The following is a 23,382-nucleotide window of genomic DNA, read 5'->3' as shown; positions in this document are numbered from 1 at the left end:
GACCAGCGCCACACGGGCGAAATTACGCTTGCCTACCTGGATGACGCCTTCAAAGCCTGGGCCGAATTGACGCGTGAGGTCTTCGACCACTTCGCCGTCAATCTTGACCGCTCGCTCCTTGAGCTTGCGCGTCGCTTCGGAATTACTCGGCGTCAGGCCCGCAGCGGTGAGTAGACTGGCGATACGTAGCCCCTCGGCAGGCACGACAACTTCTTGCAGCGGCAACAGGCTGGTGTCGCCCTGCCCTGTCACCACGGCATGCCAGCCGGCGATGGCTTGCTCGGCAGCAGCGGCATCGTGGAAGCGTGTGGTGAGTTCGCGAGCAAGGCGCAGCTTGACCTCGCGCGGATGCAGTTCACCGGAAGCGACCTGCTCCTTTAGACGTGCGGCCTCGGCAACGCTGATATCAAAGGAGAGCAGATCGATCCAGCGCCAGGTCAGCTCGTCGCCGATCTTCATGGTCTTGGTGACGATGTCGATCGCCGGCTCGTTGATGCCGATGTAGTTGCCCAGCGACTTGGACATCTTGGCCACGCCGTCCAGGCCTTCCAGCAGCGGCATGGTCAGCACGACCTGCGGGGCCTGGCCATAGTGCTCCTGCAGACCGCGCCCCATGAGAAGGTTGAACTTCTGGTCGGTGCCACCCAGCTCGACATCCGCCTTCAAGGCGACCGAGTCGTAGCCTTGCACCAGCGGATACAGGAACTCGTGGATGGCGATCGGCTGCTGGCTGCTGAAGCGCTTGGCGAAGTCGTCGCGCTCGAGCATGCGCGCGACCGTGTGCTGGGCCGACAGCTTGATCATGTCGGCGGCGCTCATCTGGCCGAACCACTCGGAGTTGAAGCGCACCTCGGTGCGCTCGCGGTCGAGGATCTTGAAGACCTGCTCCTCATAGGTACGCGCGTTGGCCAGCACGTCTTCGCGGCTGAGCGGCTTGCGGGTGACGTTCTTGCCGCTGGGGTCGCCGATCATTCCGGTGAAGTCGCCGATCAGGAAGATCACCTGGTGCCCGAGCTGCTGGAACTGCCGCATCTTGTTGAGCAGCACGGTGTGGCCCAGATGCAGATCCGGCGCGGTGGGATCGAACCCGGCCTTTACTCGCAACGGGACGCCCGACTTCAGGCGTGCTTCGAGCTGATCGAGCTTGAGGATCTCTTCGGCGCCGCGGCCGATGAGTGCGAGGGATTCTTCGATAGTGGCCAACCACAGACTCCAGCGGCGCTTGCCGTCAAAAACGTGAACGATGTTAAACGCGGGTTAATTCCGCGCCAAATGAAAATGTTGAACAGGCTCAATGGTTTGACGCGCTGTTACAGGCTGTCTATGGTACCGGCGATTGGGCTCGCACTTCGAGCCAGCGAGGAATTTGAACGATGCAGAACTCAGAGCAGGGCCGTGCACGCAAGCGGCGCTTTCAAGAACGCCTCCACGTCCTCCACGACACTGCCCTGCATCGCAAGCTCAAGGCCCATCTTCCGGCCGCGTTCAACGATCAATGGACGCGCCGTCACTGGATCCACGCCAGCCTGTTCGCCACCATCGGTGCGCTGGTGGCCACGATCGTGCCGGGCTTCTCCAACGCCATCGATACGCCGCTGTCCAGCCATTCCACACTGGCGTTGCCGCTGCCGCCGTTGGTGCCGAGCCGCAAGCAGCTGGCGCCGAGTACCGATTGGGAAATCGTGCAGGTCAAGTCGGGCCAGACGCTGAGCACCCTGTTCGGCGAGTTGGGACTTCCGACCACGGTGATGTATCAGGTGCTGGCGCATCCAGGCACCAAGGAGGCGCTGACCAAGCTGCGCCCGGGCGCCGAGATCGCCTTCGATATGCCCACGCCGGGCGAGCTGCGCGCATTGCGCTTCGACCGCGACGACAGCCACCGTGTGGAGCTGCGCCTGCTGGGCGACAGCGTGCGTGAGAACGTCACCGAGCGGGCAACGACCACGCGCACGGTGGTGGCAAGCGGGGAAATCAGCAGCTCGCTGTACGCCTCGGCCGGCAAGTCGGGCCTGTCGCCGGCAGCGGTGGCGATCATGACCGACGAGATCTTCAAGTACGACATCGACTTCGACAAGGATCTGCAACCGGGCGATCGCTTCAGCGTGGTGATGGATGAGACCTGGCGCGAGGGCGAGCGGATCAACACCGGCGACATCCTGGCGGCGACCTTCACCACCGGCGGAAAGACCTACACCGGTTTCCGCTTCGAGCGTGCCGGCAAGCCGGCCGAGTATTTCGACATCACCGGCCGGCCCTTGAAGAAGAGCTTCATTCGTATGCCGGTGGCTTACAGCCGCATCAGCTCGACCTTCGGCGCACGCAGGCATCCGGTGCTGGGCACGATGCGCATGCATAAAGGTGTGGATTACGCGGCAGCGTCGGGGACGCCGATCATGGCGGCCGGCGATGCGCGGGTGGTGTTTGTCGGTACCCAGCGCGGCTACGGCAATGTGGTGATCCTGGACCACGGCAGGAATTTCAGCACGCTATACGGGCACATGTCGCGCTTCGGCAAGGTCAAGGCGGGGCAGCGCATCAACCAGGGCACGGTGATCGGCTATGTCGGCATGACCGGTCTTGCGACCGGCCCGCATCTGCATTACGAATTCCGCGTGGCCGGGCAGCAGCGCAACCCGATGTCGGTGACCATGCCGCCGCCGGAACCGTTACAAGGCGCCGAGCTGGCCGCATTCCGTGCGCAGACGGCGCCGGCGCTGGCGCGTATCGAAGGCATGGAGAAGTTGATCTACGCCGACGCCGCCAAGCCTGCCAAGGGCAAGCCGCGCGGTTGAGTGGGTGCGGGGCTGGTTGACGGCCCCTGCCCCGGCTGCACAAGCTGCTGGATCGCTGCGCAACTGGCTCTGGCATGTCTGCTCTGGAACACCTGGAATCCCCGCTTTATATGGGCCTGATGTCGGGCACCAGTGCCGACGGCATCGATGCCGCGCTGGTGCGCTTCGAAGACGACAGCCACCGCCGCTGCGAACTGGTTGCCGGCACGACGGTGGCCTGGGAGCCGCAGCTGCGCGAGACGCTGGTGATGCTGGGCCAGGGCGCCGAAGTGATCGCCATCGATGCGCTTGGGCAGCTGGATGCGCAGGTGGGGCTGGCGTTTGCAGCCGCTGCCAATCAATTGATCCGCGAGAGCGGTATTGCGCGTGGGCGCATTCGGGCGATCGGCTCGCATGGGCAGACCATTCGGCATCGACCCAAGGCCGATCCGGCCTTCACCTGGCAAATTGGCGATGCCAGCCGGATTGCCGAGCACACCGGCATTACCACGGTGGCCGATTTCCGCCGCCGCGATGTGGCCGCCGGTGGCCAGGGCGCGCCGCTGATGCCGGCGTTTCATCTGGCCATGCTGGGCGCGGGCGACGAAGACCGTGCAGTGCTCAATCTGGGCGGCATCGGCAACCTGACACTGATCCCGCGCAATGGCGCGGTGCTGGGCTTCGATACCGGCCCGGCTAACGCGTTGCTGGATAGCTGGTGCCAACAGCATCACGGCACGCCGTTCGATGCCGATGGGGTATTTGCTGCCAGTGGGCAGGTCGATGTCGCGCTGTTGCAGGCGTTGTTGGCCGACCCGTGGTTTGCGCTGGCGCCGCCCAAGAGCACCGGGCGCGAGCAGTTTCATCTGGCCTGGGCGCTGCAGGCGATGCAGTCCCTAGGAAACGTGGCGCTGGCTGCGGCCGATGTGCAGGCGACGCTGCTCGAACTCACTGCGGCCAGTGTGGCCGATGCGTTGTTGCGGCTGCAGCCCGACACCCGCCGGGTGCTGGTGTGCGGTGGCGGGGTGCGCAATCCGGTATTAATGGCGCGATTGGCGGCACGGCTGCCGGGCGTGGTGGTGGAATCCAGCGCGCAGCATGGGCTGGATCCGGATTATCTGGAGGCGATGGGGTTTGCGTGGTTGGCGGCGGAGCTGATCGCGGGGCGTGCGGCCAATCTACCGTCGGTAACCGGGGCGGCGGGGCCGCGATTGTTGGGGGCGATTTATCCGGCGTAAGCGGCCTGCATCGGCTCGATCCGGATGCCACCGGCATCGCTTCTTGAAATGCTCTCCCTTGCATCTGGCGACTCTCACCAGCGCTCAACCAACTAATCAGGTGCGGCGATGATGTGTGCGGTCTATCCGGCGAGTGCCGTAGCCTGAGCCCTTCTCGGCAATGTGCATGGCTTTTGACCGAGCCATCCGCAGTTGCACATCATCGTCGCGCCGGGTGGATTCACACGCGAGGCAACGCTGGCTGAGCGTTGTGCAGTGCTAGGGATGATTTCCCGCCGGCAGCGCCTTGAGGGCGGCGATCGCTTCGGCCAGGGCATCGACTTCCGGGTGTTGCAGGCCGCCGGTGACTTCGTATTCGCTGGCGAACAGGCCTTGTTCGAGCAGATGCATCACGGCCTGGTGCTGGGTCCAGCCGCGTGCGACGGAGATGCGACGGATCCTGTCTACCAGCAATGGATCGATGTCACGTAATACCAGATCGGTCATGCCTTGCCTCGCACACTGCGCTGCCCCACGGACATCATCGGAAACCTTGGCGGACGTCTCAATCCGGCCGCCCATCGTGCGCCAGCAGGCGCGGCCACAGCCAGGCCAGTAGTGCCAGGGTGGGGATCACGGTCAGGGCGCTGAGAATGAAGAAGGTGCTGTACGAGGTTGCCTCGACCAGAAAACCGGAAACGCCGCCAGCGAACTTGCCCGGCAGGTTGGCCAGCGAGACCAGCAAGGCGTACTGGGTGGCTGTGAAGTTGCGGTCGGTCAGCGAGGACATGAAAGCCACCAGCACGGTGGCGGCGAAGCCCTGAAACAGATTGTCTGCGCTGAGCGCGGCATAGAACGCCCACAGCTTGCCGGGGTTGTGCGCCATCAGCAGGAAAGCCAGGTTGGAAAGCGCCACGCCTAAGGCGGCGACCAGCAGCATGCGACGGAAACCGAACGCAGCCAACGCCGCACCGCCGGCGAAGGCGCCGACAATCCCCATCCAGACGCCGAACAGTTTGGAGACGGTGGCAATGTCGGCCTTGGTGAAACCCGAGTCCAAATAGAACGGCCCGGCCATCACGCCGATGACTTGGTCGGGGAACTTGTACAAGCCCACGAACAGCAGCAGCACGATCCCAAGCGTCAGGCCATTGCTGGAAAAGAAACTGGAAATCGGCTGCCAGAACGCACCGGCGACATCGACGCGGCGCACCACCGTGGCCTCGGGGCGGTCGGGCTCACGGCACAGCAAGGTGGTGGCGATCGGCAGCAGCATCAGCGCCGCCATGCCTACGTACGCCCATGTCCAACCGAGATATTCGGCCATGTACAGCGCGCCCGCGCCGCCGAGGATCAGGCCGATGCGATAGCCCAGCGTGTAGGTTGCCGCGAGCGCAGCTTGCGCAGCATCCGGGGCGATTTCGATGCGGTAGGCATCCACGACCGAGTCCTGGGTGGCACCCCAGAACGAGGCGAACAAGACCCAGCCAATCAGACCAGTCACGCTAAGGTCCGGGCGCGAGAATGCCAGCGCAAACAGGCCAATGGTGACGCCGATCTGCGCCACCAGCAGCCAGGAGCGACGGCGCCCCAGAAACGCGGTGAGCGGGAACGCATAGCGGTCGATCAGCGGTGCCCACAGGAATTTGAGCAGGTAGAAGAAGCTGGCCAGACTGATCAGGCCGATGCTGCCCAGGTCCAGGCCAACATCGCGCAGTCGGGTCGACAGGGTCTGCGAGGCGATCAACAAGAACGGCAAGCCGCTGCCGAAACCGAGCAGCGCCATGGTCGCCGCCGATGGCGTGGCGAAGGCGTGCCGGATGCCACGCCAGCCTTTGTAATTGGATGCAGACTTGGTCATGGGTGCAGGCCCGGAGCGGTGCCGGCGAGATGCCGGCCTTGCCTTTCGGAAGCCAATGTTGGTTTCTGGCTCACTCCGCGTAATCCACGATGTAAGGGGCGTGGTCGGAGAAGCGCTGTTCGCGGTAGATCGCGCAGCGTTGCAGCTTGTCGCGCATCCAGGGGGTGACGAGCTGATAGTCGATGCGCCACCCGACGTTGTTGGCGCGCGCGGCGCCGCGGTTGCTCCACCAAGTGTAATCCTCGCCTTGGGGGTGCAGCACGCGGTACGTGTCGACCCAGCCGCGGCCGTTGGCGGCGTTGGCTTCTTCCGGGGCGTCGGCGCACAGGCCATTGAGCCAGTCGCGCTCGGGAGGCAGGCAGCCGGAGTTCTTCTGGTTGGACTTCCAGTTCTTGATGTCCAGCGCGGTGCGCACAATGTTCCAGTCGCCGCACAGCACGTACTGCCGGCCGCTGGCCAGCCACTCGTCCAGGATCGGCCGCAGCCATTCCATCACCTGGAACTTGTAGCCCTGGCGCAACTCGCCCGATGAACCGGACGGAATATAGAAGGACACCACGCTGAGGTTGCCGAAGCGCGCTTCGATATAGCGGCCTTCTTCGTCGAACTCGGGCCAGCCCAGCGCGGTGCGCACTTCGTCGGGCTCATGCCTGCTGTAGATCGCCACGCCGCTGTAGCCCTTCTTGGTGCTGGCATCGCGGAACCAGGCCTTGTAACCGGCAGGCAGGAATTTCGGCCCGGCCAGCTGATGCTCCTGAGCCTTGGTCTCCTGCACGCATAGCACGTCGGCGTCCTGGGTGGCGAACCACTCGAAGAAGCCCTTGGTGGTGGCCGAGCGCAGGCCGTTGGCGTTGAAACTGATGATGCGCATAGATGAAGAGCCGGGATTCGGGAATGGACATTGGAGATGCGTGAAAGCGTACCGCATCAGCGGATGACGCAAGGTAGGATCCGCTATGCTTTCCAATCCCGAATTGCCAATCCCCAATCTCCTAACCATGACCGACCACCGCACCCGTTTCCTGCAGCTGGCCCTGGGCGCCGATGCCCTACGCTTTGGCGAGTTCACGCTCAAGTCCGGGCGGCTCAGCCCGTATTTCTTCAATGCCGGTCGCTTCGATTCGGGCGCCAAGACTGCGCAGCTGGCGCAGTGCTATGCCGATGCGATCGATGCGGCCGGGGTGGAATTCGATCTGTTGTTCGGCCCGGCCTACAAGGGCATCCCGTTGGCGACCGCGCTGGCCTGCGCCTATGCCGGGCGCGGGCGCGATCTGCCGATGGCGTTCAACCGCAAGGAAGCCAAGGCGCATGGCGAGGGCGGCAGCCTGATCGGTGCGCCGCTTGAGGGGCGCAAGGTCTTGATCGTCGACGATGTGATCACCGCCGGCACCGCGATCCGTGAGGCCTTGGGCATCATCCGCGGCGCGGGCGGCACTCCGTCCGGGATCGTGGTGGCGCTGGACCGGCAGGAGATCGCCTCCGAACAGGATCGCCGCTCGGCCGCACAGGCGGTGGCAGCCGAGGCCGGCATCCCGGTGATTGCGGTGGCCAACCTGGGCGACTTGCTTGCTTTTGCGGCAGGAAACACCGACCTTGTGGGCTTCCGGGAACCGTTGCTGGCCTATCGTGGCCGCTACGGCACCGACACCACAGGCTGACGGCAGGCGACAGGGGGCTGCGATGATGCCGATACACATCCGTTTGGCGTTACTCGCCGCTGCGGCGGCAGCTGTCGTTGCGACAACGATCGCCGCCGCGCCCGCCAGTGCGCAGGACAAACCGGCCGCGAAAAAGCTGTATTGCTGGAACCAGAACGGCGCCCGTGTGTGCAGCGACACGCTGCCGCCGGAGGCGGTGAACCAGGCGCGCGACGAATTCAACGTCAAGAGCGGCATGCGCAGCGCCGAGGTGCAGCGCGCGATGAGCAGCGACGAGCGTGCCGCCGCCGCGGCCAGCGAGCAGCAACGCCAGGCCGATCTGGCCGCCGAGCAGATGCGCCAGCGCACCGACCAGGCGATGTTGATGTCCTACCAAAACGAGGACGACCTGCGCCGGGTCTTCAATGAGCGCATCGCCATCGTCGACAACAACATCCACACCGCGCGCTTCAATGTGACCAGCCTGCGCGAGGGGCTGGCCAGCATGCTGCGCACTGCCGGTGATCGCGAACTGGCCGGTCAAGCCGTTGCCGACAAGCTGGCCGGCGACATCCAACAGCGCCATCGCGAGCTGATGGCGCAATTGCGGTTGCAGACCAGTTTCGAGCAGCAACGGGTGGCACTGGACGGCGAAATCGCCGACATCCTGCTGCGCTACCGGGCCATGAAGGAGCCGCCGGCCGGCACTTCGCCGAGCGGCTGACTGGCGCAGCCGTCATTCCCGCCGGCGCGGCGCGCTGCTGCGGGCGGCATTTCCCGATCCGACGCCCTGCCCGCATAATGGCCGGTCTTACTCCTTGCCCACGAGGCTCTCCCGCATGGCCCGGATCATCGCCATTGCCAACCAGAAAGGCGGCGTCGGCAAGACCACGACAGCAGTCAATCTGGCGGCCGGCCTGGCGCGCGCGCCCAAGCGTGTGTTGCTGGTGGATCTGGACTCGCAGGGCAACGCCACCATGGGCAGCGGCATCGACAAGCGCGATGTGGCCGCCTCCACCTGCGACCTGCTGCTGGGCGAAAACACCGCTGCCGAGATCCGGGTGACCGCGCCGGAAGGCTTCGATTTGCTGCCAGGCAACATCGACCTGACCGCCGCCGAGATCCAGCTGATGGATCAGAGCGAGCGCGAACAGCGGCTCAAGCGCGCCCTGGCGCCGATCCGCGACGAGTACGACTTCATCCTGATCGACTGCCCGCCGGCGTTGTCGCTGCTCACGCTCAATGCGTTGACCGCCGCCGACTCGATCATCGTGCCGATGCAGTGCGAGTACTACGCGCTGGAAGGACTCACTGCCTTGCTGGAAACCATCGAGGCGCTGCGCGCCAACCTCAATCCGGCGCTGGAAATCGAAGGCGTGCTGCGCACGATGTTCGACATCCGCAACAACCTGGCCAATGCGGTGTCGGCCGAGTTGACCCAGCATTTCGGCGACAAGGTGTTCCGCACCATCGTGCCGCGCAACGTGCGCCTGGCCGAGGCGCCCAGCCACGGCCAGAGCATCCTCGGTTACGACCGCACCTCGCGCGGTGGCGTGGCGTACCTGGGGCTGGCCGGCGAGATCGTGCGCCGCCAGAACGATCGCAACAAGGCCTACCGGCCCGTGGAGACCGTTTGATGAGCAAGCCGATCCCCGCAAAGAAGCGTGGTCTGGGCCGCGGCCTGGAAGCGCTGTTGGGACCGAAGGGCGCAGCCGCCGCAGCGGCACCGAGCGCAGCCAGCGAAGACGCCTTGCAGCCGGGCGACAGCTTGCGCCAGTTGCCGGTCACCCAGTTGCAGCCGGGCAAGTACCAGCCGCGTAAGGAGATGGACGAGGTCAAGCTGGCCGAGCTGGCCGAATCGATCAAGGCGCAGGGCGTGATCCAGCCGATCGTGGCGCGCGAGCTGGCACCGGGGCAGTTCGAGATCGTGGCCGGCGAACGCCGCTGGCGCGCCTCGCAACTGGCCGGGCTGACCGAGGTGCCGGTGGTGGTGCGCGAGCTGGACGACCGCACCGTCATCGCGATGGCGCTGATCGAGAACATCCAGCGCGAAGATCTCAACCCGCTGGAAGAAGCGCAGGCGCTGCAGCGGCTGATCGACGAATTTTCGCTGACCCACGCCGAGGCTGCCGGTGCGGTAGGCCGTTCGCGTGCGTCTGTGTCCAACCTGCTGCGGTTGCTGGAATTGCCGGTGGCGATCCGGGTGCTGCTGGAAACCCGCCGTCTGGAAATGGGCCATGCGCGTGCGCTGCTCACCCTGGCGCCGGAACTGGCCAGCAAGCTGGCGCAGGAAGCGGCCGACCAGGGTTGGTCGGTGCGTGAGGTGGAACACCGCGCGCAGCAGTTCGCCGCCGGCAAGGTGCCCGGATCGTTGCGCAAGGGCAAGCCGGCCGCCGCCGCACCGCAGGCCGACATCGCCTCGCTGGAAACCGAGCTGTCCGAGTCGCTGGGCACCAAGGTGGTGTTCAACCACGGCCGCGGCGGCAAGGGCAAGCTGGTGATCCACTACACCGACCTGGACACGCTGGATGGCGTGCTGGAACGTTTACGCGCCCAGCGCAGCTGAGTTCCTGCATCCGCGCAAGAGGATCATTCCGGCTATGCATCCCGCCAAGGTCGATCGCAATCATCTGCTGTGTCTGACCGACCTGCCGAACGTCGGGCCGGCCTGCGAAAAGGATCTGCGTCTGATCGGCATCCGTGTGCCCGCGCAGCTGCGCGGCCGCGATGCCTACGACATGTACGCGCAGCTATGCCTGCGCACCGGCGTGCTGCACGATCCGTGCGTGATCGATGTGTTCCTGTCGATCGTGCGTTTCATGGAAGGCGAGGCGCCGGGCCCGTGGTGGTCGTTCAGCGCCGAACGCAAAGCCAAACTGGCCAGCGAAGCACCGCTCAGCATGGGGTGAGTGCGATGGGTGAGCGAACGTCGCCAGGAAGCGCTTCGGAGTGGTCCAGCGTCGCGTTTCGCCTCCCTTTTGCCACTCAAAATCTCCAGGACAACTTCCATGACCATTCTCGTGACCGGCGCTGCCGGTTTCATCGGTGCCTACACCTGCCGCGCGCTGGCTGCGCGTGGTGAGACGGTGGTGGGCCTGGACAACTACAACAGCTACTACGACCCGCAGCTCAAGCGCGACCGGGTGGCGGCGCTGTGCCCGGACATCGACATCCGCACGCTGGATCTGACCGACCGTGATGGCTTGGCCGCGTTGTTCGATGAGATCCAGCCCACGCGCGTGGTGCATCTGGCCGCGCAGGCCGGGGTGCGTTACTCGCTGGAAAATCCATCCGCCTACGTCGACAGCAACCTGGTCGGTTTCGTCAACATGCTGGAGCTGTGCCGGCATCGGGGCGTGCAGCATCTGGTGTATGCCTCGAGCAGCTCGGTGTATGGCGACTCGGCGACCCCGCCGTTCTCCGAAGAGCAGCGCGTGGACCAGCCACGCTCGCTGTATGCGGCGACCAAGGCCGCCAATGAGCTGATGGGCTACACCTACGCGCAGTTGTACGGCCTGCGCGCGACGGGCCTGCGCTTCTTCACCGTGTATGGGCCGTGGGGCCGGCCCGACATGGCGCCGCTGATCTTCAGCCGCGCGGTGCTGGCGGGGCGGCCGATCGAGGTGTTCAACCACGGCAAGATGCAGCGCGATTTCACCTTCGTCGACGACATCGTGGCCGGCGTGCTGGGCGCCCTGGACACACCTAGCAGCGAGCCGGTGCCGCACCGGGTGTTCAACCTGGGCAACCACACTCCGGTGGAGCTGGAATACTTCATCGACGTGATCGCGCAGGCCGCCGGCCGCCCGGCCGAGAAGGTCTACCGGCCGATGCAGCCGGGCGACATGGTCCGCACCATGGCCGATACGCAGCGCGCGCAGGCCGCGTTCGGCTTTGAGCCGGCCACTCCGGTCGAACATGGCTTGCCGCAGGTGGTGGACTGGTGCCGCCGCTATTTCGGCGATCGCGCTTAGCATCCAACACGCTACAGACCGCTTTCCATTCGCTCCACCGCGCACAACGCACGTTCGCTTCATGCCTGACTCAGACAGTCAGGGCACAATGCGCGATCTTTTTCGCTCAGCCTTCATCTGGCCACCACGAATCCATGAGCCAACCTCAGCTTTCCGTTGTCGTCCCGGTGTTCAATGAGCGCGATAACGTCGCCGCGCTGGTTGGCGAAATCGTCGCTGCGTTGCGCGGGCTGGTGGCGTTCGAAATCGTCTATGTCGACGACCACTCGCGCGACGATACGCTGGCGGTGCTGCAAGGCCTGAAGACCACCACGCCGGAACTGCGCGTGCTGCATCACGTCACCCAGAGCGGCCAGAGCACGGCAGTGCGCAACGGCGTCAAGGCGGCGCGTGCAAGCTGGATCGCCACGCTCGATGGCGACGGCCAGAACGACCCGGCCGACATTCCCAAACTGCTGACCGCGCGTGCCAGCGCCGAGACACAGGTGAAGCTGTTCGCCGGCTGGCGGGTCAATCGCCAGGATTCGGGGTCCAAGCGCTGGGCCAGCAAGTGGGCCAATGCGATCCGCTCGCGCATGCTGCACGACAACACCCCCGACACCGGCTGCGGCATCAAGCTGTTCGAGCGCGAGGCGTTTCTGGACCTGCCCTACTTCGACCATATGCACCGCTATCTGCCGGCGCTGATGCAGCGCGCCGGCTGGCGCACGGTGAGCGTGCCGGTACACCACCGCCATCGCACTGCCGGCGTGTCCAAGTACAACAACCTCAATCGCGCCCTGGTCGGCATCCGCGACCTGCGTGGCGTGGCCTGGTTGATCACCCGCAGCAAGCGCACCGTGGTGCAGGAGCGCTGATGGAACTGCATTGGCTGGACCAACCGCTGACCTGGCTGTACTGGACCGGGCTGCATGTCACCGGCTGGAAGCTGATCGGCTATGTGGGCGCGCTGATGTTCGGCGGCCGCTGGCTGGTGCAGTTCGTCGCCTCCAAGCGCGCCGGCAAGCCGGTGATTCCGCGCATGTTCTGGTACATGAGCGTGGTCGGCAGCCTGATGACGCTGAGCTATTTCGTGTTCTCGGCCAAGCAGGATTCGGTGGGTGTGCTGCAGAACCTGTTTCCGGCGTTTACCGCGTTCTATAGCCTGTATCTGGATGTGAAGCATCGCGGCTGGAAGCGAAATCGGGCGGTGCATTGAGCGGGGATTGGAGAGTCGGGATTGGGGATTCGCAAGTGCGGCACTGGTGCCCCAGTCTTCAGGCGTTTGAGGTGATGCTGGCTGCGCAACTGAGCTGATGGAGCACGCTGCATCGGCTCTACTCTGCAGTGGATAACGCCAGGCGCGCGATCTCCGAGAGTCAATGCGTTTGTTCGTACATCGCGCTGCGATGGTTACCGACCTGAGATGACGCGCATCGCCGATGCCGCTCCGATAAGGCCATCGACATGCTGGGGTCATGTCCAGCGCCTTGCTTCATCGCCCCGTCTCCATGCCAGCGCCCACTGCGGTGTACTGGCATCTGCGTTTGCAGACGCATCAACACGTACCGCTGTTTGCGGACTGGCGCTGCGCGCGGGCGGCGGCAGCGAGCCTTGCGATGGCCGGTCACTGGCATGGTGCGCGCCTGCTGTGCTGGGTGCTGCTGCCGGACAGTTGGTGCGCCTTGCTGCAGGCACCGGGCAAGGCTGCGCTGCTGCAGATGGCTGTTGTCGCGCGACAGGCGGCTGGCGAGGCGGTCAATCGCGCGCGTGGCCGTGGCGGAACGGTGTGGCAGCCGCAGATGCAGGCGTCGGCACTTCCGCTGCAGGCCGATCACCGCCAGTTCGCGCGCTCGCTGGTCGCGTTGCCGTTGCGTGCGGGACTGGCCGAGCAGATCGGTGGGTATCCGTATTGGGACGCGATCTGGTTGTTGCACGACAACGCCGGGAACGACGCTGCCATTCCGGCGCCGGATGACCGCCTATGCATGGCAGGTCTTGGGGGCGCGTGATTGTGATCGCCCCGGGCTGCCAGCTTCAAGCGGCGTTTGATCTGCAACGGCTGCTCACGACCTACTCTGCCGCCATACCGGCAGAGCGGTCGCCCGTCACTCACCTGTCGATCAAAACGCCAACGGATGCTCTGGCAGCAAGGCCTGCAATTCGCTGCGGAACAACGCGCGGATCCGGTTCAATGCAGCCTCGGTGTCGGCTTCGAACCGCAGCACCAAGATCGGCGTGGTGTTGGAGGCACGCACCAGGCCCCAGCCGTCGGCGAAGTCCGCCCGCAGTCCGTCGATCGTGGAGAGCCGCGCCGATTCGAACGGCGATTCTTCGCTGGCCTGCGCACGTTCGACAAAGCGCGCCACCAGCGCATGCGCATCGCCGTCGACCGGCACCTTGATCTCCGGCGTGGACACGCTTTCGGGTAGCGCGTTCAGCACTTCGGACGGGGTTTCCTCGCGCTGGGCCAGGATTTCCAGCAGGCGCGCGGCGGCATAGATGCCGTCGTCGAAACCGTACCAGCGCTCTTTGAAGAAGAAGTGCCCGCTCATCTCGCCGGCCAGTTCGGCGTCGGTCTCGCGCATCTTGGACTTGATCAGCGAATGCCCGGTCTTCCACATCAACGGGCTGCCGCCATTGCGCAACACGTAGTCGGACAGCTTGCCGGTGCATTTGACGTCGTAGATCACCAGCGCGCCGGGGTTGCGCTGCAGCACGTCGGCGGCGAACAGCATCAGCAGGCGGTCGGGAAACACGATGGCGCCTTCCTTGGTGACCACGCCCAGACGGTCGGCATCGCCATCGAAGGCCACGCCGATATCCGCATCGAAGCGCTGCACCATGTTCACCAGATCGTCGAGATTGTGCGGCTCGCTCGGGTCGGGGTGATGATTGGGAAAGGTGCCATCGACATCGCAGTACAGCGGAATGACTTCGGCGCCGATCGCCTCCAGCAGTCGCGGTGCGATATCGCCGGCCACGCCGTTGCCGGCATCCACCACCACCTTGATCGGGCGGTCCAGCTGCACGTCGTCGGCGATGCGCTGGATATAGGCATCGCTGATGTCGCGCTGTTCCAGTTCGCCGGGCGCCGCTGCGGTGTGCAGGCGGCCTTGGTTGATGCGCTGGTGCAGGTCGGTGATCGCCGCGCCCGACAGGGTCTCGCCGCCGATCACGATCTTGAAGCCGTTGTAGTCGGGCGGATTGTGGCTGCCGGTCACCGCCACGCAGCTGCCGGCGCGCAGTTCGTAGGCGCCGAAATACACCACTGGCGTCGGTGCCAGACCGATGTCGATCACGCTGCAGCCGGCGCGGCGCAGGCCTTCGATCAGGCCGTTGGCAAGCTCCGGGCCCGACAGGCGCCCGTCGCGGCCGACCACCACCTCGCGCAGGCCCTGCGCCTGCATCACGCTGCCGATGGCCTGGCCGATCAGCGCGGCAACGCCAGGATTCAAGTCCTTGCCGACCACGCCGCGGATGTCATAGGCACGGAACATCTCGGTGGCGATCTGCACCGCCGGCACCAGGGCGGGCGGCGCGGATGCGGCCGCGTCCTGGTCCAGCGCGCGTGCCTGGCTGGCAACGCTGGCATCGTGCTGCAGGCTTTGACCGAAGGTAGGTTCGTCGGCCGTCGATTCGCTTGCCACGCGTCGGCGCGGCAAGGCGACACGGCCCCGGCTGGCAAGTACCAGTAGCACGGCGATGACGAGCAACAGCGACGCCACGATCGCGCAGCCAACTGCGCCAAGACCCAACGGGCCGCTGTCGCTCTGCCGCACGGCAGCGGCAACGCGCAGACCGCTGTCGCCCAGCGGCCTGGCCAGCGTTTCGGCGGCGTCGGCCAGCCCGGTATCGCCCTGCTCGGCGACGTTGTAGCTGCCCTGGCGCAATGCCAGATAGGCGCTGCCGGGCACTGCGATCGCATCCAGCGGGCCGGTCAACCGCAACAGCGGCAGGCGCGCATACGCCACGGCCGGCTGCGTACCTAAAGTCACCGCTGCCGCCACGCCGAGGCGGACCTGCTTGGCGTCGCGCACCACATGCACCTGCGCACGTTTGCCGACCAGCGCCGACTCGAGCAGGCTCAGCCGCGCATAGCCGAAGTCCTTGGGATTTTCATAGGCGGCGGTCAGATCGCCAGACAGCACCTGCACGTCTTCGGCGCCCTTGAAGCGCTCGCGGATGGCCGAAGCGGCGGCGAGCGCATCGCCATTGGCCAACGCGGCGATGACCTGCGGCTGCTTGAGCACGGCGTCGAGCTGGCTGGCCTGCTTGGCCATGGCCTGGCTGACGTCCTGCACGGCGCGGTCGCGCGCCTGCTCGAGGTCCTGCGTCATCGCGTCTTCGCGCCATTGCGCGTAGCCGCTCCAGCCGAACCAGGCTGCCAGCAGCAACAACACGCCCCCCAACACCGGACCACTCGTGCGCATGCCGGACGCGGCCTGGCTGCGCTCGCTCGCTTTGCTCATATGACGCCCCCGTCAGCGCACGCCGGTGTGGCCAAATCCACCCGCTCCCCGCGCGCTGTCGACGAAAGTATCCACCACTTGCAAGCCCACGCGCACGATCGGCAGGATCACCAGCTGCGCGATGCGATCGCCCGGCTCGATGGTGAAGGCGGCACGGCCGCGATTCCAGGTGCTGATCAGCAGCGGCCCCTGGTAATCGGCATCGATCAGGCCGGTGCCGTTGCCGAGCACGATGCCGTGGCGATGGCCCAGGCCCGAGCGCGGCAGGATCACCGCGCACAGCTGCGGGTCGGCCAGATGAATCGCGATGCCGCTGGGGATCAGCGCCGCATCGCCCGGCTCCAGCGTCATCGGTGCTTCCAGCGCAGCGCGCAGGTCCATGCCTGCGCTGGCTTCGGTGGCATAGGCCGGCAACGGCCACAGGTCGCCGAAGCGTGGGTCAAGCAACTTCACTTGCAAGGACTGGGTTGGGTGGCTCATGCCTGCAATCTCTCCGCGATCAGGGCCAGCAGTTGCTCGGCCAATTCGGTTTTGCTGCTGCTGGGGAAGCCACGTTCGCCACCCTGCCAATAGGCGATGGCGGCGTTGTTGTCGCTTTCGAAGCCGCCGCCTTCGATCCCCACCTGATTGGCGATGATCAGGTCCAGCCGTTTGGCGGCGAGCTTGCCACGCGCATAGTGCTCCACGTCGTGCGTTTCGGCTGCAAAACCGACCACCAGCTTCAGTGCGCCGGTCTGCGCAGCGACTTCGGCCAGGATGTCCGGGGTGCGCACCAGTTCCAGGGTCAGCGTTTCGCCGGTCTTCTTGATCTTCTGCGCGACCACCCGTTTGGGGGTGTAGTCGGCCACTGCGGCGGCACCGATGTAGATGTCGGCCGGAAACGCGCCCAGCACCGCATCGCGCATCTGCGCCGCCGAGCGCACGTCGATCCGTTGTACGCCGGCCGGGGTGGTCTGGTGCACCGGGCCGCTGACCAGCACCACGTCGGCGCCCTGGCTGGCGGCGGCGGCGGCCAGCGCATAGCCCATCTTGCCGCTGCTGCGGTTGCCGACGTAGCGCACCGGGTCCAGGTCCTCGAAGGTGGGGCCGGCACTGATCACGATGCGTAAACCTTCCAGTTGCGCACTGCCGGGCACGAAGGCCGGCGCAGCTGCGCTCCTGGAGGCGGCAGGCGCGGCGGTGCCGACCAGCGCAGCGATGATCGCGGCCGGCTCGGCCAACCGGCCGGGGCCGGATTCGCCTTCGGCCAACGGGCCGTCGTCCGGGCCGATCACGCGCACGCCGCGTGCGGACAGGGTCGCCACGTTGGCCTGGGTGGCCGGATGCAGCCACATGCGGTGATTCATCGCCGGAGCCACGGTCAGCGGCGCGGTGGTGGCCAGGCACAGCGTGGTGACCAGGTCGTCGGCCAGGCCATGCGCCAGACGCGCCAGCAGGTCGGCGGTGGCCGGGGCGACGATCACCTGATCGGCCCAACGCGCCAGTTCGATATGCCCCATCGCCTGCTCGGCGGCGCTGTCCCACAAGGTGGTGCGGGTGGGCTGCCCGGACAGCGCCTGGAAGCTGAGCGGGGTGACGAATTGTTGTGCGCCGCTGGTCATGGCGACCTGCACCTGCGCGCCGGCGTCGCGCAGGCGACGGACCAGTTCGAGCGATTTGTAAGCGGCAATGCCTCCGCCGACGCACAGCAGCAAGCGCTGTCCGTCCAGGGGGCGGGCCTGAGTGGAGCCGATCACGTCGGAGTCGTCCTACGGTTACAAGGACAACTAGATTAGCCGATGCCCCCGCCTGGCCTGATAGGCGTGAGCGATGAGCACCGGCAATCTCGCCATATGCACATTCACGACTGGCCCACCGACGAACGCCCGCGCGAGAAACTTCTGGCGCGCGGGGCGACTGCGTTATCCGATGCCGAGCTGCTGGCGATCTTTGTCGGTTCCGGTCTGCGCGGCCAGGACGCGGTGCGCACTGCGCGCGATCTGCTGCTTCGCCACGGCCCGCTGCGCGTGCTGCTGGATCGCCCGGCCCCGGCCCTGGCGCGCCTGCCCGGCCTTGGGCCCGCCTCGGCCTGCAAGCTCAACGCGGCACTGGAACTGGCACACCGTCACCTGATGAGCGAGCTGGAGCGCGGCGAAGCGCTCAGCGACCCACCCAGCGTCGGCCGCTATTTTTCGCAGCGACTACGTGCAAAGGCGTACGAGGTATTCGCGGTGCTGTACCTGGATACCAAACATCACGCCATCGCCTTCGAGGAATTGTTCACAGGCACGCTTGATGGCGCCGACATCCATACGCGCGAAGTGGTTCGACGGGCGCTACTGCACAATGCAGCAGCCGTGATCGTCGGGCACAACCATCCGTCCGGCAACCCGGAGCCCTCCGAGGCCGACCGCGCGGTTACCACACGTTTGCTGGAGGCACTGGATCTGGTTGAGATCCGCCTGCTCGACCACTTCGTGATCGGCGACGGCCGCCCGGTGTCGCTGGCCGAGCGCGGCTGGCTGGAATGACAACGCGGCGGTGACCTGAACCGTCTGCCGGACCCGGGGGCGCGCGGTCGGGTAAAATCGGTGGTTTCGTTCCAAGCAGATCCTACGTGAAAGCCCAACTCCGCGCACTGATCGGCCAAGGCATTGAAGCCTTGCGCGCCAACGGCACCCTGCCTGCCGACACCCTGCCGCCGGATTTTGTGGTCGAGCGGCCCAAGACGCGCGAACACGGCGACTTCGCCACCAATGCCGCGATGCTGCTGGCCAAGCCTGCACGCTCCAATCCGCGCGCACTGGCGCAGGCCCTGGTGGCCGCATTGCCGGCCAGCGACGAGGTGGCCAAGGTGGAGATCGCCGGCCCGGGCTTCATCAACTTCCACCTGACACCCTCCGCCTACCAGCGCGAAGTGGCGCATGTGATCAAGCAGGGCCCCGACTACGGCCGCGGGCTGGCCGGCAATGGCCGCTCGGTGGGCGTGGAGTACGTCTCGGCCAACCCGACCGGCCCGCTGCATGTCGGCCACGGCCGCGCGGCGGCGATCGGCGACAGCCTGGCGCGCGTGCTCGATGCCAACGGCTGGAACGTCAAGCGCGAGTTCTACTACAACGATGCCGGCGTGCAGATCGAGAACCTGGCGTTGTCGGTGCAGGCGCGCGCGCAAGGGCTCACCCCCGACAGCGACGGCTGGCCGGAGAACGGCTACCGCGGCGACTACATCGCCGATGTCGCCAACGCCTACCTGGCCGGCGATACCGTCGACCTGGAAGGCCATCTGGTCACCGGCGGCAAGGATCCTGCCGATTTCGACGCGATCCGCCGCTTCGCGGTGGCCTATCTGCGTAACGAGCAGAACCACGACCTGGCCGCATTCCGCGTCGATTTCGATATCTATTTCCTGGAAAGCTCGCTGTACAAGGACGGCAAGGTCGAAGAAGCCGTGCAGAAGCTGATCGCTTCCGGCCACACCTACGAGGAAGGCGGCGCGTTGTGGTTGAAGTCCACCGACTTCGGCGACGACAAGGACCGGGTGATGCGCAAGTCCGACGGCACCTACACCTACTTCGTGCCGGACGTGGCCTATCACCTGACCAAGTGGCAGCGCGGCTACGAGCGCGCGATCACCGAGCTCGGCGCTGACCACCACGGCTCGCTGACGCGCGTGCGCGCCGGCCTGCAGGCTTTGGAACTGGGCATCCCGCAGGGCTGGCCGGAATACGTGCTGCACCAGATGGTCACGGTGATGCGCGGCGGCGAAGAGGTGAAGCTGTCCAAGCGTGCCGGCAGCTACGTCACCCTGCGCGATCTGATCGAAGAAACCAGCGCCGATGCGGTGCGCTGGTTCCTGATCGCGCGCAAGCCCGATTCGCAGCTCACCTTCGACATCGACCTGGCCCGTCAGCAGAGCAACGACAACCCGGTGTTCTATGTGCAGTACGCACATGCCCGCGTGTGCAGCGTGCTGCGTCAGGCGCTGGAAAAAGGCTACAAGTACGAGCAGGCGCATGGGTTGGCCGAGCTGGCGCGTCTGGATGACGAGCATTCGCTCAACGTCATGGTCGAGCTGTCGCGCTATGCGGAAGTGGTCGAAATCGCCGGCCAGACGCTGGAGCCGTATCAAATTGCGCAATACCTGCGTGAATTGGCGCACGCCTTCCACACGTGGTATCACAACACCAAACTGCTGGTGGACGATGCCGCAGAGCGCGACGCCAAACTCACCCTCGCCGTCGCCACGCAACAGGTGCTCGCTAACGGCCTGGAACTGCTCGGCGTCAGCGCCCCAGAAAAGATGTAAGTCGGGCCGCACGGCCCGCAACGACGTGATTCGGAGAAGTGGTAGATGGCAGCACGACGCGGTAAGAGTCAGGCGCGACGCAACACCAGCAATGGCACCCCCGGTTGGGTGTGGTTGGTGGCGGGCGCCGCGATTGCGGCAGTGATCTTTCTGGCAGCGCCCAACCTGTTCAAAAAGGACGGCGACGGCTTCCTGCGCGTGGGCCCGCGCGCCAATCCCGATGCGCAGCCCGAGCCGGTGGCAGATGCCGACGTGGATACGCCGGCCGACCTGCCCAAGCCCAGCGCACAACCGCCCAAGCCGCAAGCCAAACCCGGCGATGCGCAGACGCAGTACGACTTCTACACCTTGCTGCCCGGCAAGGAAGTACAGATGTCCGATGCCGAACTGGCGGCCAGTGCGCGCGCCGAAGAAGCCGCGCGTGCGCGTGCGGCACTGGAAGGCAAGCCGGTTGCGCCTGCACCGGGTGCAGCAGCACGTGTTGCTGCAGCCACGCCGGCCGCCAGCGTGCCGGTGCCGTTGAACGAAACCGCCGCCAGCGCGCCCAAGCCGTTGGCGGAAACTGCGCCTGCGCGTCCGGCGGCGACACCGGCGCCGGCCAGCACCGCAGCGCTCACCACGCCGGCTGCCGCCGCACCTGCAACTGCAGCGCCAAAACCGGCTGCGACGACCGCAGCGGCAACGACGGCGGCTGCACCTGCAGTGACAGACAACACCCGCTACATCCTGCAGGCCGGCTCGTTCGGCGCCTCCGGCGATGCCGAATCGACCAAGGCCAAGCTGGCGATGATGGGCCTGGCCGCACGCGTGGAATCAGCCGAAATCAGCGGCAAAACCGTCTACCGCGTGCGCATGGGGCCGTATGGCAGCGCCGGCGAACTGGCCGAAGCCAAGCAGAAACTGACCGGCAGCGGATTGCCTGCCATCGCCATCAAGGCGCAGTAGCGACAGTGTCGGATCGCGCTTGCGGCCTGTTGCTACGACGTCGTTGCGCGCAAGCCGCTCGGTGCAGCCCGGCTCCACGCACGCCTTGCAGCGGCACGCGCATCCGGCACGGTCGCCACACCTGATTGCTTCGCCTGATCCCCCTTCGCAGGAGTTATCCCCATGTCCAAGACCGTTCTGATCACTGGCGCCACCTCCGGATTCGGCAGCGCCGCCGTGCGCCGTTTTGCTGCTGCCGGCTGGAAGATCATCGCCACCGGCCGGCGCGCCGAGCGCCTGGAGGCGCTGGCCGCCGAACTGCCCGCCGGCCAGGTGCACACCGCCACGTTCGACATGCGCGATGCGCAGGCCTTGTCGGCAGCGATCGATGCATTGCCGGCTGACTTCGCCGACATCGATGTGCTGGTCAACAACGCCGGCCTGGCGCTGGGCACCGCGCCTGCACAGCAGGCCGACCTGACGCAGTGGCAGCAGATGATCGACACCAACGTCACTGCCCTGGTCACCCTCACCCACCGCCTGTTGCCGGCGTTGATCGCACGCTGCGGCGCGATCATCAACATCGCCTCGGTGGCGGCGACCTACCCGTACACCGGCGGCAACGTGTACGGCGGCACCAAGGCGTTCGTGCAGCAGTTTTCGCTGGGTCTGCGCGCGGACCTGCACGGCACCGGCGTGCGCGTGACCTCGATCGAACCGGGCATGGCCGAAACCGAATTCACCCTGGTGCGCACCGGCGGCAACCAGGCTGCCTCCGACACGCTGTATCGCGGCGCTACGCCGATGACTGCCGAGGACATCGCCGAGCAGATCTTCTATGTCGCCAGCCTGCCCGCGCATCTGAATATCAATCGGCTGGAAATCATGCCGGTCACGCAGTCGTTCGCCGGTTTCCAGGTGGCGCGCGACGCGCAGTAACGTTGGCCTGCAACGCCAATGCCTCGGTCGCGCCGCGACCCGATGATGTGTTGATTGGCGCGTGCGCAGATCGCGCAGCATCCAAGCTCGGTGCGGCGCTGGAACTGGCGCACTGCCAGAGATGACGACAACGCCGCGCATTGCGCGGCGTTTTGCGATGCCCGGTCAGGCGCGATCAGCGGCAGCCAACGGCCGTGCGCCTGGCCGCAGCATCTTGTCGCGCAGCTGCAGGAACGGGCGCTCCACCGCGTAGTGCAAGACCGCACCGCCCAGCACTGCCATCAGGCCATACACCGCAAATGCCAGCACGCCACGCCCCTCCAGCGCCGGGCCGAACCAGCCCTGGGTGAGATGGAACACGGCCTTGTGGGTCAGATACAGGCTGTAGGAAATGCCCGCCAGCCACGCCGCGCCCGGCACGCGCAGGCCGCCAAGCACGCCGCGGGTGGCGGTGCCGGCCAGCACCAGCAAGGCGAGCCCCAACGACAACACCGGCCAGCCCAACGCATTGCCGATCAGGCCGGTGCGCTCGCGAAACAGCCACAACGCCAGCGCCAGAATCGCAATGCCGGCACACAGCACCGCGTTGCCGCGCTGCTGCAGCCGTTGCCACAGCGTGGGGCGGAAGATCTTGAGCACCGCCAGGACGACACCGGCCAGCAGACCGTCCAGACGGTTCCAGGTCGGGTAATAGATGTCTTCGACAAACCAGTTGCGGCGCAGGCCGGCACCGGCGCTGTCCAGGACGGTGTTGTGCCACCAGATGCCGGCACGCAGCGCGATACCTGCAACCACCACCAGCACGCAGAGCACGACAAAGCGCGCGGCCGAGAGCCGACGCATCAACAGCGTCGCGAGCAACGGAAACACCAGATAGAAATGTTCTTCCACGCACAGCGACCAGGCGTGCGAGAACGCGGCATCGCGGCCGTAATCGACGAACAGGTTCAGGGTGAAGCTGACGAACATCCACCACGGTGCCAACCCGGGCGACTCACGAAACTCCGGCCACGCCATGTAGATCGCCAGCACCACCAGAAACGCCGGCAGGATGCGGAACGCGCGGCGCAGATAGAACGCCTTGAAGTCCAGGCCTTGCCCGTGCGCCAGCGGCCGCAGCACCTGCGTGCCGATCAGAAAACCGCTCAACACGAAGAACAGGTCCACGCCCATCCAGCCGTAACGGGACAACCACGCCCAGTCCGGCCCCAGGCCGCCGACCACGAAGGAATGGAACAGCATCACCCAGACGATGGCGATGCCACGCAGCAGATCGAGGGCGGGATAGCGCATGCGGACGATGCAAGGCGAGGGAGCCCGATT

Annotated in this window: 23 protein-coding genes (1 of these 23 cut by a window edge); 15 read left to right on the top strand and 8 right to left on the bottom strand. The window is 66.0% G+C overall.

Going from position 1 to position 23,382, the window contains the following annotated elements:
• Positions 1-1,203 carry the 5' portion of a tyrosine--tRNA ligase gene (gene tyrS, locus NMB96_RS08345; protein ID WP_023905453.1) on the bottom strand. The gene continues 9 nt to the left of window position 1, outside the view, so 1,203 of the gene's 1,212 nt are visible here — the first part of the coding sequence; the start codon lies at positions 1,201-1,203; the stop codon falls past the left edge of the window.
• 170 nt (positions 1,204-1,373) lie between these two features.
• Between tyrS and NMB96_RS08340 the strand changes: the two genes are divergently transcribed.
• Complete coding sequence (locus NMB96_RS08340; RefSeq protein ID WP_023905454.1) at positions 1,374-2,792, top strand: M23 family metallopeptidase; 1,419 nt, start codon at positions 1,374-1,376, stop codon at positions 2,790-2,792.
• 74 nt (positions 2,793-2,866) lie between these two features.
• Entirely contained in the window at positions 2,867-4,009 is a 1,143-nt protein-coding gene (locus tag NMB96_RS08335) for an anhydro-N-acetylmuramic acid kinase (RefSeq protein ID WP_023905455.1), read from the top strand.
• A gap of 258 nt (positions 4,010-4,267) precedes the next feature.
• Here the strand turns inward: NMB96_RS08335 and NMB96_RS08330 are convergent, their stop codons facing one another.
• The 3 genes from NMB96_RS08330 to NMB96_RS08320 all read right to left on the bottom strand — a co-directional run bounded on the left by NMB96_RS08330 (position 4,268) and on the right by NMB96_RS08320 (position 6,720).
• Positions 4,268-4,495 (bottom strand): hypothetical protein, encoded by a 228-nt coding sequence (locus NMB96_RS08330; RefSeq protein WP_023905456.1) that lies wholly within the window; start codon positions 4,493-4,495, stop codon positions 4,268-4,270.
• Positions 4,496-4,553: 58 nt separating this feature from the next.
• Positions 4,554-5,849 carry an AmpG family muropeptide MFS transporter gene (locus tag NMB96_RS08325; RefSeq protein WP_023905457.1) on the bottom strand — a complete coding sequence of 432 codons (1,296 nt, stop codon included), beginning with the start codon at positions 5,847-5,849 and terminating at the stop codon, positions 4,554-4,556.
• Positions 5,850-5,919: 70 nt separating this feature from the next.
• Complete coding sequence (locus NMB96_RS08320; protein ID WP_043889511.1) at positions 5,920-6,720, bottom strand: exodeoxyribonuclease III; 801 nt, start codon at positions 6,718-6,720, stop codon at positions 5,920-5,922.
• A 127-nt stretch (positions 6,721-6,847) separates the two neighbouring features.
• Between NMB96_RS08320 and pyrE the strand changes: the two genes are divergently transcribed.
• The 9 genes from pyrE (at position 6,848) to NMB96_RS08275 (ending at position 13,451) form a co-directional block, all read left to right on the top strand.
• Complete coding sequence (gene pyrE, locus NMB96_RS08315) at positions 6,848-7,507, top strand: orotate phosphoribosyltransferase (protein WP_043889512.1); 660 nt, start codon at positions 6,848-6,850, stop codon at positions 7,505-7,507.
• A 22-nt stretch (positions 7,508-7,529) separates the two neighbouring features.
• The gene (locus NMB96_RS08310; RefSeq protein ID WP_023905460.1) at positions 7,530-8,210 is read left to right on the top strand and encodes a hypothetical protein; all 681 of its coding nucleotides are present in this window, start codon (positions 7,530-7,532) and stop codon (positions 8,208-8,210) included.
• A gap of 115 nt (positions 8,211-8,325) precedes the next feature.
• On the top strand, positions 8,326-9,123 hold the full coding sequence (locus tag NMB96_RS08305) for a ParA family protein (protein WP_023905461.1): 798 nt from the start codon (positions 8,326-8,328) through the stop codon (positions 9,121-9,123).
• Positions 9,123-10,052: a ParB/RepB/Spo0J family partition protein gene (locus tag NMB96_RS08300; protein WP_023905462.1), complete on the top strand. Its 930-nt coding sequence runs from the start codon at positions 9,123-9,125 to the stop codon at positions 10,050-10,052. The genes NMB96_RS08305 and NMB96_RS08300 overlap by 1 nt, the downstream gene beginning before the upstream one ends.
• 34 nt (positions 10,053-10,086) lie before the next feature.
• Positions 10,087-10,395, top strand: a complete 309-nt coding sequence (locus NMB96_RS08295) for a helix-hairpin-helix domain-containing protein (RefSeq protein ID WP_043907425.1) — start codon at positions 10,087-10,089, stop codon at positions 10,393-10,395.
• Positions 10,396-10,494: 99 nt separating this feature from the next.
• A complete protein-coding gene (locus NMB96_RS08290) occupies positions 10,495-11,460 on the top strand; it encodes an SDR family NAD(P)-dependent oxidoreductase (RefSeq protein WP_023905465.1) in 966 nt (321 codons plus the stop codon).
• A 134-nt stretch (positions 11,461-11,594) separates the two neighbouring features.
• The gene (locus NMB96_RS08285; RefSeq protein ID WP_006448977.1) at positions 11,595-12,317 is read left to right on the top strand and encodes a glycosyltransferase family 2 protein; all 723 of its coding nucleotides are present in this window, start codon (positions 11,595-11,597) and stop codon (positions 12,315-12,317) included.
• Positions 12,317-12,658, top strand: coding sequence for a lipid-A-disaccharide synthase N-terminal domain-containing protein (locus tag NMB96_RS08280; RefSeq protein WP_023905466.1), 342 nt, complete (start codon positions 12,317-12,319; stop codon positions 12,656-12,658). Before NMB96_RS08285 ends, NMB96_RS08280 begins: the two co-directional genes overlap by 1 nt.
• Before the next feature lie 259 nt (positions 12,659-12,917).
• Positions 12,918-13,451, top strand: coding sequence for a hypothetical protein (locus NMB96_RS08275; RefSeq protein WP_255086648.1), 534 nt, complete (start codon positions 12,918-12,920; stop codon positions 13,449-13,451).
• Positions 13,452-13,562: 111 nt separating this feature from the next.
• Here NMB96_RS08275 and NMB96_RS08270 read toward each other — a convergent pair whose 3' ends face one another.
• From NMB96_RS08270 to coaBC, 3 genes are read right to left on the bottom strand one after another with little or no spacing between them, the layout of a single operon-like run.
• Positions 13,563-15,911 carry a phosphomannomutase/phosphoglucomutase gene (locus tag NMB96_RS08270; RefSeq protein ID WP_023905468.1) on the bottom strand — a complete coding sequence of 783 codons (2,349 nt, stop codon included), beginning with the start codon at positions 15,909-15,911 and terminating at the stop codon, positions 13,563-13,565.
• 12 nt (positions 15,912-15,923) lie between these two features.
• Entirely contained in the window at positions 15,924-16,391 is a 468-nt protein-coding gene (gene dut, locus NMB96_RS08265) for a dUTP diphosphatase (RefSeq protein WP_006448981.1), read from the bottom strand.
• On the bottom strand, positions 16,388-17,647 hold the full coding sequence (coaBC, locus tag NMB96_RS08260; protein ID WP_023905469.1) for a bifunctional phosphopantothenoylcysteine decarboxylase/phosphopantothenate--cysteine ligase CoaBC: 1,260 nt from the start codon (positions 17,645-17,647) through the stop codon (positions 16,388-16,390). The genes dut and coaBC overlap by 4 nt, the downstream gene beginning before the upstream one ends.
• Before the next feature lie 96 nt (positions 17,648-17,743).
• Here coaBC and radC point away from each other — a divergent pair, with 96 nt between their 5' ends.
• The 4 genes from radC (at position 17,744) to NMB96_RS08240 (ending at position 22,059) form a co-directional block, all read left to right on the top strand.
• Positions 17,744-18,421: a RadC family protein gene (gene radC, locus NMB96_RS08255; protein ID WP_043889513.1), complete on the top strand. Its 678-nt coding sequence runs from the start codon at positions 17,744-17,746 to the stop codon at positions 18,419-18,421.
• Between the two features lie 86 nt (positions 18,422-18,507).
• Complete coding sequence (gene argS / locus NMB96_RS08250; protein WP_023905471.1) at positions 18,508-20,196, top strand: arginine--tRNA ligase; 1,689 nt, start codon at positions 18,508-18,510, stop codon at positions 20,194-20,196.
• A gap of 45 nt (positions 20,197-20,241) precedes the next feature.
• Entirely contained in the window at positions 20,242-21,141 is a 900-nt protein-coding gene (locus NMB96_RS08245) for an SPOR domain-containing protein (RefSeq protein WP_023905472.1), read from the top strand.
• A gap of 162 nt (positions 21,142-21,303) precedes the next feature.
• Complete coding sequence (locus NMB96_RS08240; protein ID WP_023905473.1) at positions 21,304-22,059, top strand: SDR family NAD(P)-dependent oxidoreductase; 756 nt, start codon at positions 21,304-21,306, stop codon at positions 22,057-22,059.
• A gap of 165 nt (positions 22,060-22,224) precedes the next feature.
• Here NMB96_RS08240 and NMB96_RS08235 read toward each other — a convergent pair whose 3' ends face one another.
• Entirely contained in the window at positions 22,225-23,352 is a 1,128-nt protein-coding gene (locus NMB96_RS08235; protein WP_183086916.1) for an acyltransferase family protein, read from the bottom strand.
• Positions 23,353-23,382: the final 30 nt, after the last annotated feature.

Source organism: Xanthomonas hortorum (assembly GCF_024339125.1).
Lineage (GTDB): Bacteria > Pseudomonadota > Gammaproteobacteria > Xanthomonadales > Xanthomonadaceae > Xanthomonas > Xanthomonas hortorum.
Note: the sequence above shows the minus strand (reverse complement) of the source record. Positions and strands in the feature narration are given on the sequence as shown.